The organism is Pantoea sp. X-Soil-TKNS-1279, from assembly GCF_059730565.1.
In genome coordinates this window covers 2,187,595-2,202,514 of record NZ_AP035948.1, presented here as the reverse complement: position 1 = coordinate 2,202,514, position 14,920 = coordinate 2,187,595, and the positions used below count along the sequence as shown (strand labels likewise).

The following is a 14,920-nucleotide window of genomic DNA, read 5'->3' as shown; positions in this document are numbered from 1 at the left end:
CCACTTTTGCTCCGTATCTTTGTTCGCGGAAATCCAGTTACTAACCTCAATGGGTAAATTCATGTCCAACTCAAAACTTGAAGTTCTGACCCCGCTTAACAGCCAGATTATCTTTATCGATCAGCAACCGCAGATGGCGTTTGGCGTGCAGTCAATCGACCGTCAGGTGCTGAAAAATAACACCGTCGCGCTGGCGAAAGCGGCCAAGGTTTTTAACATCCCGACGATTATCACCACCGTCGAAACCGAAAGTTTCTCCGGCTATACCTACCCTGAGCTGCTGGACGTGTTCCCGGGGCTGGATATTCTGGAACGTACCTCGATGAACTCATGGGACGACCAGAAAGTACGTGATGCGCTGGCTGCAAACGGTAAGAAGAAAGTGGTGGTGTCTGGCCTGTGGACTGAAGTCTGTAACAACAGCTTTGCGCTGTGCGCCATGCTGGAAGGGGGTTACGAAATCTATATGGTGGCTGATGCGTCTGGCGGCACCTCAAAAGAAGCCCATGACTATGCCATGCAGCGCATGATCCAGGCGGGCGTGATCCCGGTAACCTGGCAGCAGGTAATGCTGGAGTGGCAGCGTGACTGGGCACACCGTGATACCTACGACGCAGTGATGAAGATCGCCAAAGAGCATTCCGGCGCATACGGCATTGGCGTGGATTATGCCTACACGATGGTGCACAAAGCACCTTCACGTCAGGAGAGCGAGCACCGCACCCTGGCACCGGTTCCGGCACGCTAATTCCCTGCGGTTGACCGGCACCTGTTGTGCCGGTCACAGGAGGATCATGATGAATCCGTTGATCATTTCTCTGGGGGCGGGCGTGCTGGTGGGGCTGTTTTACGCGCTACTGCGGGTACGATCGCCAGCACCGCCTGCGATTGCGTTAGTCGGCCTGTTGGGCATGATTATTGGTGGGCAGATTATGGCGCATGTCAAGCCACAGCCGCAGGCCAGCACCATCACCACCCACGTTGATAAGGTCGGCTGAACATGTTGAAATCCTACGTTATCTCGTTGGGGGTAGGTGTTCTGGCCGGTGTGATCTACGGCCTGATCGATGTGAATTCCCCGGCGCCACCGGTGATTGCCTTGCTGGGATTGTTTGGCATGCTGGTGGGGGAACAACTGGTGCCGCTGGCGCAACGGCTGATTCGCCGTCAGCCGGTGACTCTGGCCTGGTTCCGCCACGAATGTGTGCCAAAAATCAGTGGCACACCGCCGCCCGAAGGAGAGAAGGAACCCTAAGGAACATCCTCACGCTTGCGTGAGGATTATCGGAGGATTACAGCATGACGCTGCCACAGCATATTGTTATCGTTGACGACGAACGCTCAGTCCGTAATGGCCTGAGCAATTTACTGCATTCTGACGGATACACCACCAGCCTGTACGAATCAGGCGAAGAACTCCTCTGCGATGACAAAGCATTAACCGGCGCGGCCATGTTGATCATCGACGTCAGACTGAAGGGGATGAGCGGTTTTGAGCTGTTCGCCATCCTGCAACAACAATCCGTGACCTTACCCGTGATTTTTATCTCCGCGGAGCAGGAAGAGGCGGTGCAATGGTATGCCATTGCGCTGGGCGCGGTGACCTTTTTGCGCAAGCCTATTGATGTTGATACGCTCCTGACCCTCATACGTAACGAACTGTCTCACGGGGAAACACGCTAATGGGCATAATCTCGCTCCCGCAGGAAGGCAACGAAGAACAGAAAATCACCTTGCCGGACGAGATGATGCTGACCCCACTGGCGCAGGATGGCAGCATCGCCTGGCTAATGGGACGAGAGACGACCGGTGAAGCTTTTATAATCGCTACCGCCGCCAGTGACGAACTGGCATTTCAGGGGACGCAGCTACTTAAAAATGAGCTGACGCTGGCCCCGCATCTGGCAACCCGCTGGGCGGTAAAACCCCTCGGCTACACCCGCTATCAGGGACACTATGCGCTGGTGTACCCGGCCTTTCCTTATCGCACGCTGGCGGGGATTATTGCGATGCCGCCCGAGCAGATTGCCGATTACCTGCGTAATGCCATCCAACTCTGTCTGCCATTAAGCCAGGCGCATCATCAGGGCATTGTGCATGGCGATATCAAACCGGCGCATCTGTTCCTGAACAACGATGGATCTTTTCGTCTCGGGGGCTTTGGCCTTGCCTCGGTGACGCTGGATTCGCAACTGAAAAATTCGCTGCGCGCCTCCGGTGGCACGCTGGCATACATGTCGCCAGAACATACCGGGCGCACCCCTTTTCCGGTCAGCAATCTGAGTGATCTCTACAGCCTCGGCGTGGTGCTGTATGAAATGCTGACCGGTAAGTTACCCTTTGGCTCTCCGCAGGCTGGCCAGGGGGAGTGGATCCATCACCATCTGGCCACCGCACCGCGCCCACCTGAAGCGATTCGCCCCGATGTACCGGCCATGCTGTCGGCCATTATCCTGCGTTTGCTGGCAAAATCGCCGCTGGATGGCTACCAAACCATCGATGGTTTACTGGCTGACCTGCGACGCTGCAAAGCGACCCTGACGCCACAAGGCACCATCGCTACCTTTACCCTCGGACTTCAGGAGCGTTTCACCAGCAATTATCGTGTCGAAACGCTGTTTACCGGCCATGCCCAGGCTCGGGTGTTACTGGATGCGCTGGATGAAGTACAACGCAGCGGCACGCATCATCTGGTGATGATTGGGGGCGCGCCGGGGGCAGGGAAATCAGCAATTATCGCGTCGGCACTGAAAAAGCTGCAACACAAGCCGATTCTGCTCACGGTCGGCAAAGCGGATCAACATTCGCCGCAGGTGCCTTATTCGGCGCTCAGCGCCGCGTTCCGAACGCTCACCTTATATCTGCTTGGCTTGTCTGCCGCCGACGTGATGGTCTGGCGCGCGCGTCTGCTGCGCGCGTTGGGTGATGATTGCGATCTGGCTATCGAACTGGTGCCGGAATTGCGTCAACTGCTGGATATCCCTCAGCCGGTGCTGACCACCGATACATTCAGCGATGCGCGCGAACGTTTTCATCAGATGGCGTGCGCATTGATCAAGGCGTTTGCCTCATCTGGCAAAGCGCTGGTGATGTTAATTGACGATGTACACTGGGCCGATCAGGCCAGCCTGCAACTGCTGGAAAATGTGTTTCAGCGTAATGACCATCTGCCTTTTTTGCTGGTGATCGCCCACCGTGACGCAGAATCGATGCCTTGCCCGCAGGTAGCGGATTTTCTCACACGTATCCGTGGCGCGGCCGCACGCCTGACTGAGATCACCCCTGAGCCGCTGAATGCCAAAATGGTGGCGCGCTGGCTGGCCGGGATGTTGCATACCCGCAGCAGCGGAACGACTGAACTGGCGCAGCTGATCCATGAAAAAACCGGGGGTAATCCGCTTTTTTTACAGGAATTTTTCAAGCAGGCGATCGCTGACGGGTTGATTTTCTATACCCAGGACCCGCTGAAGTGGCATTACGATCAAGGTGCTTTGCGGGCACGCCATTACACCGATAATGTCGCCAGCCTGGTGGTACTACAACTGGAACGGATGCCAGAGCCGACACGCCAACTGCTGGGGTGTATGGCCTGTCTCGGTGCCAAGGGACAACTGGGACTGCTCAGCCAGATTCTTGGCACCCGCCCGCATCATGTTCAGCAACGGTTAAGACCGGCGCTGGCGGCACGGTTTATCACCATTACCGATAATGACTACGCCTTTACCCACGGTCGAGTTCATGACGCGGCGTTTTTATTGATCGGTCCCAGACAGAAATTGCTTATCCATCAGCAGGCGGCAGCGTTGCTGGCTGCATCCGCACCGCGTGCCGAAGGCAATGAGATGCTGTTCCGCGCGGTGCATCATATTGCGATGGCGGCGGATATGCCGGTAGATGCGGTGCAACATCGTAACTACTTTCACCTGAGCCTGACGGCAGCGCAGCGCGCCAAACGGGCAGGGGATTATGCCTCTGCGTTACGCTATTTGCGCACCGCGCGTGTGTTGAATGATCAGCGCGGCGAGGGCGAGCATTTCCTGCTCGGCTTTGAAGAGGCGGAGTGCCAGTTTTTGCAGGGTAATCTTAACGAGGCGCAAACGCGCTGTACCGCGCTGCTCGGTATGCCCGGCAGTTTGACCGAGAAATCGGCCGCGGCCTGCCTGTCGGCGGAAATTCATATGCGCCAGTCGGACAACTTTCTGGCGCTGGAGACAGCCCTGGCATGGCTTTCGGTATTTGGTGTGCACTTTAATCGCTATCCCGACGAAGAGGAGTGCAATGCGGCCTGGTATGCCCTGAAAGCCCGGCTGGGGCCAGACCCGGCGGCCACACTGGGCGTATTGCCGCTGATGGCGAATCGCGAAAAAGAGTCGGTGCTGAACCTGATGGCCAGCACCATCTTTGCGTCGTCGTACGATTGTCCCCAGCTGCACCTGCTGCTGGTGTGCAAAATCCTCGATATGACGCTGGATCATGGCATTGCCGGGGCCTCGGTGTTCGGTCTGTCGTGGTTTAGCGTGCTGATTACTGACCGCTACCAGGAATATCATTACGGTTTTAAGTGCGGGCTGCTCGCCAGCCAACTGGCTGAGAAACATAATTTTTTACGTTTCAAAGCCCGCACGTTGCTGCCTCTTGATCAAGTGGGGATCTGGACGCAACCGCTGGCCTTCGCAATCGATTGCGCGAAGAAAAGTTTCAATGTGGCGCTGGCGCATGGCGACAAATCCTTTGCCTGTCTTTCATTGCGTCATCAGGTGATGAACTACCTGACGCGTGGCGATCATCTGGAGTCGGTGCAGACCACCATTGAACGGGGGCTGGCGTTTACGCAGAAATCGTTTTATCCCGATGTGGAAAACGTGTTGTTGATGCAAAAGCATCTGGTGATGCATCTGCGCGGCAGCCGTCGGGAAAAATTTAGCGGTGTCGATGCCTTTCCAACTCACCTGGTCGGCAGCGAGCCAGGCCCCGTTTCCGGGCCAAAAGCGATGGTGTTGTTCTGGTCGTGGCTGTATCGCGGTATGGCGCATTTCTATGCCGGTGAATATACGCAGGCCACCCCCTGTTTTGCCGAAGCCGCGCACCTGGTCAAAGCCGTACCGGGTTATATCTACCTGATGGATTTACATTTCTTCAGCGCCCTGACGCTCACCGTCCCACTGGCAAGCGGCCAGGCGAATGCTGCACTGCACAAAACCGTCCACGCGCATTTTGAGCAGCTGGTGCAGTGGTCGGTACTGAATCCCGAATTGTTTGCTGACAAGGTGGCACTACTGGCTGCTGAACTGGCGCGCCTGCGTGGTGAAGTGGGCGAGGCGCTGAGTCAGTACGAAATGGCGATCAATCTGTCGCGCAAAGCAGGTTACGTGCATATCAATGCATTGGCTTACGAGCTGGCGGGGGATTGCGCCAAGGCCTGGAACCTGAATGTCCCGGCCGATGCCTATTTAAAAGGGGCCATCAGCGGCTGGGAAAACTGGGGGGCGCTCGCCAAAGTGCGGCAGCTTGAGCAACGCTATCCCCAACTGGCGACGCAAAAACCGGGCAATGCCTTCACCACCATTCCGTTTGAGGATGAATCGATTCGCGATCTCGAGAGCGTGGTCACGGCGGTGCGCGCCCTGACGGAGGAGATCAATCTCGACCGGTTGATCCATATCCTGATGCGTATGCTGCTGGAACGCGCGGGCGCACAGCGTTGCCTGCTGATTCGCGTGCTGGATGGCAATATCCCGGAAACGGAAGCCTGGGCGGAAGCGAATGCCGATGGCGTCAAAGTCAGGATCGTTAAACAACGCCCGACAGCCAGCGATTTGCCGTTGTCGGTGCTTTCCGCGGTGATCCGCACCGGGCAGGAGATCCGTACCGGCAAGCCGGAGGATTTCAGCCCCTTCAGTCAGGACCCGTATCTGGTTTCCTCGGGAGCGGCGGTGATGTGCGTACCGATGTTCAAACAGGCCAATATGGTGGGGGTGTTGTACCTTGAAAACCGCCTGATGCCGGATGTATTTACCGCCGAACAATCACATATCGTGAAAACCCTGAGCGCCCAGGCCGCCGTTTCAATCGAAACCGCCCGTTTATATGCGGAATTGCTGGAGGAGAACATCCATCGCCGCCGGGTGGAGAAGCAATTACGCGCCAGCCAGACGTCGCTGATGCTGGGGGAGAAAATCAGTCATACCGGCACCTGGAGCTGGGAGATTGAACAGGATTTAATGTCGGTATCGGATGAGTATCTGCGTATTCTCGGTTTGCCGGAACAACCGAAAACGCTGTCGATGGCGGATTTTATGACCTTCGTGCACCCCGATGACCATCAATGTATCGACGACCTGGTCAGCGACAGCGTACAGAACGGCATCAGCATGCAGGCGGAATTTCGTATTATCCGCCCGGATGGTGAATGTCGTTACATCAAAGGGATCGGCGATCCGGTGAATAACTGGCCGGAGGTGAAAGAATATTTCGGCACCATTTCGGACATCACGGTACAACGCCGGGCTGAAGATGCCGCCCGGATGGCGCAGGCGGATTTGGCGCGGGTTTCGCGCGCCACCACCGTCGGTCAGTTAACCGCGTCAATTGCGCATGAAATCAACCAACCGCTGATGTCGATTGTCGCGCATGCCGGTGCCAGCCTGCGCTGGCTGAAACGTGAGCAGAGCCATATTGAGAATGCCTGCTTCAGCCTTGATGAGATATTGCAGGAAGGCAAACGCGCCGGCGATATTATTCGCGGCTTGCAGGCGTTAACTCGCAAGCATGACTCGGTGTATGCCAAAGCCAACCTGCATTTAATTGCACGCGATATCCTGGCGCTTTCACGGGCGGAGATTGAACGTAAATGGATCTCACTGGAACTGAAGCTGCACGCCGAGCACGCGGAAGTTTATTGTGACCGCATCCAGATTCAGCAGGTGCTACTGAACCTGGTGGTGAACGCCATTGATGCTATGACCGGCATCGAAGATCGTGGACTGACCCTGACGCTTGCCACCGCTAACCCCACACCGGATACCATCCGTTTTGAGGTGCGGGACACCGGTTCAGGGATTCCTGACGCGGTGAAGGAACATATCTTTGATTCTTTCTATACCACGAAAAAAGAGGGGATGGGCATGGGCCTGACCATCAGTCACGGCATCATTAAAAAGCACTGTGGTGAGCTGAAAGGGGAAAACCGGGCTGACTGCGGCAGTGTGTTCTGGTTTACCTTACCCACCGAACCGCCAGCCAGCGTATAAGATTAGCGACGGCGCGTGCTGAGAATATTCAGACGTTCGGCAGCACGCACCAGGTCGGATAACGAACGGACATTCATTTTTTCCATCACCCGACGTTTGTGTACCTTGGCGGTGATTTCACTGATACCCATCTCAGCGGCGATTTGCTTATTGAGCAGGCCGCTGATCGCCAGCAACATCACCTCACTTTCACGCGGCGTCAGCGATTGATGACGGGACGTGATATCGTACTTTTCCTGCGAGGAAGCCAGATTCTCTTCCGCGATCGCCAGCGCCTCGGCCACCGCTTGTATTATGCGATCCGGATCGACCGGCTTGGTCAGGAACTCACAAGCGCCGGTTTTCATCGCCCGAACCGTAACCGGAATGGTACCGAAACCGGTGAGAAAAATGGTTGGGATAACATGACCACGCGCATTCAGCGCATTCGCCACGGCAAAACCATCGGCACCCGGCATATTAATATCCAGAATCAGACAACCGGGAACCTGTGGAAACGCATAGTCAAGAAAGGCCTGGGCGGTAGAAAAAACGATAACGTCATAATTTTCTGAGCTAAGCAGGTTACTCAGAGCAGAACGTACCGACTCGTCATCATCAACAACGTAAACTATGTGATTCATAGAAGGTCTCTTCTCAACCTGAATTTCACGGATGTTTAAAAGTCGTGCTCAATAGCCAATATAGTGCGAAAAAAGGCAGGTTCAACCTGCGCGAAATGTATGGTAGTTAGAATGCCTGTGCATGTTAGCACAATTGTTAACATTATCATCAGGTAATGTTGATAGCGGCGTGAATTATCGCGCTGTTTTCTGGCTGGTTTTAATGCCCAGGATAAATCACGCATCAGAGGCCAGGGCGCGCGATAAATCGCGCCGCTACAGGGGAGGTCAACTGTTTTTACTGAGGACCAGGAATCCGGATTTGGATTTCACTTTATAAAAGTTGATGCCATTGCGGAATATTCTTTTCAGGAAAACACAATAAAAAACAGGCAGGGAAATATGATTAACTCCCTCTGCCTGATTCATCTGAATTAACCGCTTCGATAATAAAACTAGGCGCGAATAAACGCCAGCAGGTCGGCGTTGATCACATCAGCGTGGGTGGTGTGCATACCGTGAGGGAAGCCGGGGTAAATCTTTAAGATGCTGTTTGGCAGTAACTCATCCTGCAACAAGGCGGCCGCTTTATAGGGCACCACCTGATCGTCATCGCCCTGCAACACCAGGGTGGGAACGGTGATGGCCTTTAAATCTTCCGTCTGATCGGTTTCCGAAAAGGCTTTGATCCCTTCGTAATGCGCTTTGGCGCTGCCGATCATCCCCTGACGCCACCAGTTCTGAATCGTTCCCTGGGAAATCTCTGCACCTGGACGGTTGAAACCATAGAAAGGGCCGGAAGCGACATCAAGGTAGAACTGCGCACGGTTTGCCGCCAGCGCGGCGCGAAAACTATCGAACACCTCCAGCGGGGTGCCATTGGGATTGCTGGCGGTTTTTAACATCAACGGAGGCACCGCGCTGATCAACACCGCTTTGGCAACACGCCCCTGCGGCTGGCCATATTTGGCAACATAGCGGGCCACCTGACCACCGCCGGTAGAGTGGCCGATATGCACCGCATTATGCAGGTCAAGATGTTCCGCTACCGCTGACGCATCTGCTGCGTAATGGTCCATATCATGTCCGTCACTGACCTGGTCCGAACGACCATGACCGCGACGATCAATCGCAATCACCCGGTAACCTTGCGCCAGAAAGAACAGCATCTGATTGTCCCAGTCATCCGCCGTTAACGGCCAACCGTGATGGAAAACAATCGGTTGAGCCTCTTTGGGGCCCCAGTCTTTAAAGAAAATATTCACGCCATCTTTTGTCGTTACAAATGCCATAGAACAGACTCCTCATTGATACTTAAGGTTTTCTTCATCAGCCCCGGGGGTGGCACACGATTATTCCCCCGCGAAAGTATAGTCAGAGAAGCCTGTCACTGTCGGGCCACAAGCGTGTCCCGGCGGCCTTGATTACCGGTTGGCTTAAGGATTTTTCAATTTTGTTTCATAAGGTTGCATCGATTAATACAGGGCGGGAGCACGGCTCAATTTGTACATGAGAGACGGTGTTACCGGGTGTATTTAATCAACTCTGCGCCAGGCTCGATATGATTCACATAGTGTTCACTGTCGACTTTCCAGGTGGCCCCGGCTTCTTTCGACTGCATCACGACCCGAGCGGCGGCATCATCCAACAGGGTGCTGCGGGCCGGTGCGCTTTGCGCCACATTGACCACCGAAAATAGCAGGGCAAGACTGATAATAATAATGTTGAAAGATTTCATGATGATTTCCTGTGTGATCCAATTTATAAGCAGACTTGGCTGCGATTGGATAAATTGTAAACACCGGGGCGAGGTAACAAAATAGCGGATACCTGGCGAAGTCCTTCAGATAATTTGAAGGAATAACAGATCATCATGCCAGCGTGAGCAATTATATCTTCGTATAACTATCCTTCTGTATAACTTACTTTTTTTCCATCTCCCTCAGATAATTGACGCGTTTCTTTCAGGGGAGGGGTAAATGAAGCTCACAACACTGGCGCTGTTAGCACCGTAGATTTTTATCGGCAGCCACGCCTCAGCAGCCGAAACATCGGTCTGGTGTATCAGTTTTAACGTTAAGGAGAAAACGATGAAGTTTGTCACATTAACCTGTAGTTTGCGCAGTGGTTCGGTGAATGCCGCCATCGCCAGTACCTTACCGGAACTGGCTCCTGAGGGCGTGGTGTTTGAGGCACTGGGTTCGCCTGGCGAATTCCCGCATTACAGCATGGACACCGAAATGGCCGGATTCCCGGCGGCGGTGGTCGCGATGGCTGAACAGATTAAGCAGGCCGATGGTCTGGTGATCATTACGCCGGAATACAACCATTCGATACCGGGTTTGCTGAAAAACGCACTCGACTGGTTGTCACGGGTCAATCCCCAGCCACTGGCCGGGAAACCGGTGCTGATTCAATCCGCTTCGCCGGGCAAATTAGGCGGGGTGCGGGCGCAGATGCATCTGCGGCAAATCCTTGGCTATTTCGATGCCAAAGTTCTGAATAAGCCAGAAGCGATGATCGGCGATGTCGGCCATAAGGTGATTGACGGTGTGCTGGTGGATGAAGACACCAAACGCTTCCTGACACGGCAACTGGTGGCCTTTACCGAGTTTGCCGGACACTAATTTTCGTCAATGATGGGTTATGTTGGTGCATAACCCCTGATTTCCTGCCCCATATTGGTTCAATCCCGCCTCCGTTTTTCAACTGCGCCGGTTCTTTCTGACATGAATTATCAGCAAAGATAAAATTGGCACACTTAATGCTTAGTTATTGTTGAACAAACAACACCAGAGGCTCCACTATGAAAACGATGTTACGCATGGCCTGTCTTGCCGCACCTGTGTTTTTCAGCGTGGCCCAGGCTGCCACTCTTGTGCCCGGTAGTCTGACCATTGGCTCTGACCTGACGTATCCGCCGTATAACTTCCTCAAACAGGATAAACCAGCGGGCTTTGATGCCGAGTTTATTGACCTGATCGCCTCACCGATGAAGCTCAAGCCGGTGGTAAAGGACACCCGTTTTGCCAGCCTGATCCTTGGTCTGAAAAGCAACAAATTCGACGTCGTGGCTTCCACGCTTTACGTCACGCCTGAACGGGCGCAGCAGGTGGATTTCCTGCCGTATATGAAGACCGGGGGGTCGCTGCTGGTGACCGCCAGCTCCAGTTTTGCTCCGCAGAAACCGGAAGATCTGTGCGGTAAGCGGGTGGCATCGATCAAAGGCGGAGCCTGGATCGCCCGGTTGAATAAGGTGTCTGTTGACTACTGTCAGCCTAAAGGGCTGGGGACTATTTCGGTACGTGAATTCCCGACCTCGCCGGAAGCCACTCAGGCGTTGCTGTCAGCCGCGGTGGATGTGCAGTACGAAGATGCTGCCGTCGCCAAAGCCACCGTCGAAAAAACCGGTAACCGCCTGAAAATCTCTTCTCAGCAGATGATTTATCCCGTGGTGGTGGGGCTGGCGGTGAATAAAGACAATCCACAGCTGTTAAGCGCGCTGAAAGTCTCGTTTGCACAGAAGGTGAGCGACGGTAGCTATCGAGCGCTGTTACAGAAATACAACCTGCAAATGCCGGATGCCGATGAAACCGCCAAAGCGCTGGCAGGCACGCTGTAACAAGGGTTAGCACTGGAGGAAGCATGCAATTTGACTGGCCTTACCTGATAAGTTTATTTCACTACGCAGACTTCTGGCGGGCCAGTTGGCTGGTGGTACAACTCAGTGTGCTGACCTGGTTAGGCGGAATCGTGCTGGGGCTGGGAGTCGCGCTGGCAAAACAGTCGCGCAATGCCGTGCTGCGTAACGCCGCTGCCTGTTACATCTGGCTGTTCCGCAGTTTGCCACTGTTGGTGCTGCTGATTTTTATCTTTAACCTGCCGCAAATTTTCCCGGCAACCAGCGGCGTGCTTTCTAACCCATTCGCCGCCGGTTTGCTGGCGTTGATTATCAGCGAAACCGCTTATATCGCTGAGATTCACCGTGGTGGCTTGCTGTCCGTGCAGCGTGGGCAGTTTGAAGCGGGCAGGGCGTTAGGACTCAACAACGCCCAGATCCGTTTGAGCATCATCATTCCCCAGGCATTACGCATCTCACTGCCAACGCTGGTGAACGAGTTTATCACCATCGTGAAGATGACCTCGTTGGTGTCGGTGATCTCGCTATCAGAAATTCTGATGGTGGGTGAGCGTCTGTATACCGACAACTTCAAGGTGATGGAAACGCTGCTGGCGGTGGCCTGTTACTACGTTCTGATTGTCACCCTGTTCGAACGGCTATTCGGCTGGCTGGAGCGTCGTTGGGATGTGCAGAATCGCACCCCGGCAGCTTTTGATGCCGCCCAGGCCAGAGCCCGTTTACCGGCACCGCAGATGCAGACACGTAAAAGCCATAGCGCGTCAGCCAAACCGATTCTGCAATTAACCGGCCTGAGTAAAGCCTTTAATGGCAAGACGGTGCTGCGGGATATCAACCTTAGCGTCCAGCCCGGCGAAGTGATCTCAATTATCGGTCCTTCAGGCTCCGGCAAAACCACCCTGATCCGCATGGTCAATGGTCTGGAGACGATGGACCAGGGCAGCGTGGAACTGCTGGGGCAAGAATTTATCCGTGCCGGTCAACGTGAAAATGCCTTGCCTTATCGGGCGCAAATCACCCGACTTGGCATGGTATTCCAGGGCTTCAATCTGTTCCCGCACAAAACGGTGCTGGAGAACCTGATGTTGGCTCCGCGTCTGCACAACCTCGATAGCCGTGAAGATCTGCATCAACGCAGTCTGGCGATGCTGGATAAAGTCGGCATGTTGGAACATGCCACCAAATATCCGCATCAGTTATCCGGCGGCCAGCAGCAGCGAGTGGCGATTGCCCGTACTCTGGTGATGAAACCGGCGGTGGTGTTATTTGATGAGCCGACCTCCGCGCTGGACCCGGAGCGCGTCAGCGAAGTGTTGCAGGTGATTGAAAAGTTGGCAGAGGAGGGGATTACCATGCTGATCGTCACCCATGAGATGAAGTTTGCTTTTGCCATTTCCGATCGTGTGGTGTTTATGGAGCAAGGGCGCATTGAAATTGACGCTTCACCGGCTGAGATTCGTCAAATGCGCGATCACCGCATCTTCCGTTTTATTGACGATATGGCCACGGCCTGAGGGCAAAGCATGAAAAGTTCTGCCGGAGAAACCCGCACCTTAACCATTGAAATTCCAGAGCATCTTGATTTATCGGGTTTGCCTGCCTTTGAGCGGATTTCGATTTTGCTGCGAGAAAATATCATCAGCGGCAACCTGGTTGCGGGACAGGCATTGGCGGAGATCGAACTGGCAGCGTTATGCGATAGCTCGCGTAACACACTCCGCGAAGCACTGCGCTTTTTACATGGCGAAGGGCTGGTGAATTATCACCAGAATCGCGGGGTGTTTGTTCGTCAGCTCGATAAGCGCGATGTGCGTGACATTTTCAAGGCGCGTCGGCATCTGGAAGTACTGGCGCTGACGGTCAACAGCCCGATCAGTGATTTTCACCTGGCGCGTATGGCGCAGCATCTGGATAACGCCGCCCAAGCTGCGGCGAATGAGGCGTGGCGCAGCGTCGGTACCCACAGTCTGCGTTTTCATCAAAGCATTGTGCAGATGCTGGGTTGTGCGCGTTTTAATGATTTTTTCAGCGTGCTGCTGGCGCAATTACGTCTGCTGTTTTGCAGCGGAGCCGGCGAACGTGACTTTCAGTTGCCGTGGATTGCGCGTGACCGCGAAATCCTGGCATTACTGAGCCAACAACAAAGTGAGGCGGCGTGTCGTGCGCTGATTGACTATCTCGATTACTCGGAGCGTCAACTGACCGCCACCTTTAGCCATCCTCTTTCTCAAGGAGAATCATACTGATGTCGAATTATCCTGCCGCTTATCAGAGCACATCCGGCTCTGCACTGGATGTTGATCGCGCGTTTTATCAGGCGCTGGCCGAAGGGCCACGCGAGTTGACCGCATCCCATTTGATCCCGATCCGTACGGGTTTTGCCTGGGAAGTCCCGGCCGGACATCTGTTCCGTATCACCACGCCAGAAGGCCCGCAGGTAGGGGATTTGAATATCTGGAACCGCCGCGATCCGCGTGAAAGAATGTGGGTTTCCCGCACACGCCAGCTACAACGGGCGCATCTTTCTACTTATGATCGTCTGTGGTCTAACTTGCCGTTTATCCGGCCTATGGCGACCATTACCGCAGATTCACTGGCAGATTATGGTATCGATAGCGACGGTGGGCGCGTGCATGATCTGCTGGGCACGCGTTGCGATCCTTATGTTAACAAGCTGCTGACCGGTGAGGATTTTGATTTCCATTGTCATTCAAACCTGGTGCGTGCCGTGCAGCCGTGGGGGCTGACGGAATTTGATGTTCATGATGTGATGAACGTTTTCCAGTGCACCGGTCTGAATGATGATGACCAATATTTTATGAAAGCCTGTCCGGCGCAGAAAGGCGACTACCTTGAGTTCTTTGCCGAGATCGATCTGTTATGTGCGCTGTCAACCTGTCCGGGTGGCGATCTGTCATTGCCAATGTGGGGTGATGAAGCAGAGGATACGCTGAAAGTGTGCCGTCCGTTGGGGGTAGAAATCTATAAACCGCAGGAAGCGTTACTGGCAAACTGGAAGCCATCAGAATCGCCGAATTATCGGGGTAATCATGGTATGCAGTTGAAGCCGGTGAGCTGGTAATTGCCACAAGCAAGAGCCAGCCGCGGGGGCTGGTTCTTAACATAATCTGAATTTCTGGTCTGAGATAGAATTACGATTAATGGCGCATAATGTATATTATGTTAAATACGATATCCCGTTAATCCCGGAATACCACCTCTCCCGTAGCGGCACGATTTATCGCGCAGGTTTTACGTCACCATCGCTGGATGATGCGCGATAAATCGCGCCGCTACGGAAAAACCGGAACACACCTGGCAGCGCTACGCAAAATCTCTCACCCAATCCCCCTGCGTTTTTCTCAGAGTTCACGTAGAAATGCCTAATCTAAACGTTATATGTCATCACTTCCCTGATATTTTTCTGA

At 54.2% G+C, this 14,920-nt stretch carries 13 protein-coding genes; 10 read left to right on the top strand and 3 right to left on the bottom strand.

Annotated elements, in window-relative coordinates; all coding sequences use genetic code 11:
• Positions 1-61 precede the first annotated feature (61 nt).
• From AC6I8N_RS10420 to AC6I8N_RS10400, 5 genes are read left to right on the top strand one after another with little or no spacing between them, the layout of a single operon-like run.
• Positions 62-748: a hydrolase gene (locus AC6I8N_RS10420; protein WP_041525948.1), complete on the top strand. Its 687-nt coding sequence runs from the start codon at positions 62-64 to the stop codon at positions 746-748.
• A 49-nt stretch (positions 749-797) separates the two neighbouring features.
• Positions 798-998: a DUF1427 family protein gene (locus AC6I8N_RS10415; RefSeq protein WP_036625194.1), complete on the top strand. Its 201-nt coding sequence runs from the start codon at positions 798-800 to the stop codon at positions 996-998.
• A gap of 2 nt (positions 999-1,000) precedes the next feature.
• Positions 1,001-1,255, top strand: coding sequence for a XapX domain-containing protein (locus AC6I8N_RS10410; protein WP_021183232.1), 255 nt, complete (start codon positions 1,001-1,003; stop codon positions 1,253-1,255).
• Positions 1,256-1,299: 44 nt separating this feature from the next.
• Positions 1,300-1,683, top strand: a complete 384-nt coding sequence (locus AC6I8N_RS10405) for a response regulator transcription factor (RefSeq protein ID WP_497828991.1) — start codon at positions 1,300-1,302, stop codon at positions 1,681-1,683.
• Positions 1,683-7,250 (top strand): ATP-binding sensor histidine kinase, encoded by a 5,568-nt coding sequence (locus AC6I8N_RS10400; RefSeq protein WP_497828990.1) that lies wholly within the window; start codon positions 1,683-1,685, stop codon positions 7,248-7,250. The genes AC6I8N_RS10405 and AC6I8N_RS10400 overlap by 1 nt, the downstream gene beginning before the upstream one ends.
• Positions 7,251-7,252: 2 nt before the next feature.
• Here the strand turns inward: AC6I8N_RS10400 and AC6I8N_RS10395 are convergent, their stop codons facing one another.
• The 3 genes from AC6I8N_RS10395 to AC6I8N_RS10385 form a co-directional block, all read right to left on the bottom strand.
• Positions 7,253-7,873, bottom strand: a complete 621-nt coding sequence (locus AC6I8N_RS10395) for a response regulator transcription factor (protein WP_497828989.1) — start codon at positions 7,871-7,873, stop codon at positions 7,253-7,255.
• Positions 7,874-8,307: 434 nt separating this feature from the next.
• On the bottom strand, positions 8,308-9,144 hold the full coding sequence (locus tag AC6I8N_RS10390) for an alpha/beta fold hydrolase (protein ID WP_036625200.1): 837 nt from the start codon (positions 9,142-9,144) through the stop codon (positions 8,308-8,310).
• Positions 9,145-9,374: 230 nt separating this feature from the next.
• Positions 9,375-9,590, bottom strand: coding sequence for a hypothetical protein (locus AC6I8N_RS10385; RefSeq protein ID WP_497828988.1), 216 nt, complete (start codon positions 9,588-9,590; stop codon positions 9,375-9,377).
• Between the two features lie 352 nt (positions 9,591-9,942).
• Here AC6I8N_RS10385 and AC6I8N_RS10380 point away from each other — a divergent pair, with 352 nt between their 5' ends.
• The 5 genes from AC6I8N_RS10380 (at position 9,943) to AC6I8N_RS10360 (ending at position 14,574) form a co-directional block, all read left to right on the top strand.
• On the top strand, positions 9,943-10,479 hold the full coding sequence (locus AC6I8N_RS10380; protein WP_021183239.1) for an NADPH-dependent FMN reductase: 537 nt from the start codon (positions 9,943-9,945) through the stop codon (positions 10,477-10,479).
• Positions 10,480-10,658: 179 nt separating this feature from the next.
• Positions 10,659-11,474: a transporter substrate-binding domain-containing protein gene (locus tag AC6I8N_RS10375; RefSeq protein WP_497828987.1), complete on the top strand. Its 816-nt coding sequence runs from the start codon at positions 10,659-10,661 to the stop codon at positions 11,472-11,474.
• A gap of 23 nt (positions 11,475-11,497) precedes the next feature.
• Complete coding sequence (locus AC6I8N_RS10370; RefSeq protein ID WP_497828986.1) at positions 11,498-13,006, top strand: amino acid ABC transporter permease/ATP-binding protein; 1,509 nt, start codon at positions 11,498-11,500, stop codon at positions 13,004-13,006.
• Between the two features lie 9 nt (positions 13,007-13,015).
• Positions 13,016-13,738 (top strand): GntR family transcriptional regulator, encoded by a 723-nt coding sequence (locus tag AC6I8N_RS10365; protein WP_497828985.1) that lies wholly within the window; start codon positions 13,016-13,018, stop codon positions 13,736-13,738.
• Positions 13,738-14,574, top strand: coding sequence for an urea carboxylase-associated family protein (locus AC6I8N_RS10360; RefSeq protein ID WP_497828984.1), 837 nt, complete (start codon positions 13,738-13,740; stop codon positions 14,572-14,574). The genes AC6I8N_RS10365 and AC6I8N_RS10360 overlap by 1 nt, the downstream gene beginning before the upstream one ends.
• Positions 14,575-14,920: the final 346 nt, after the last annotated feature.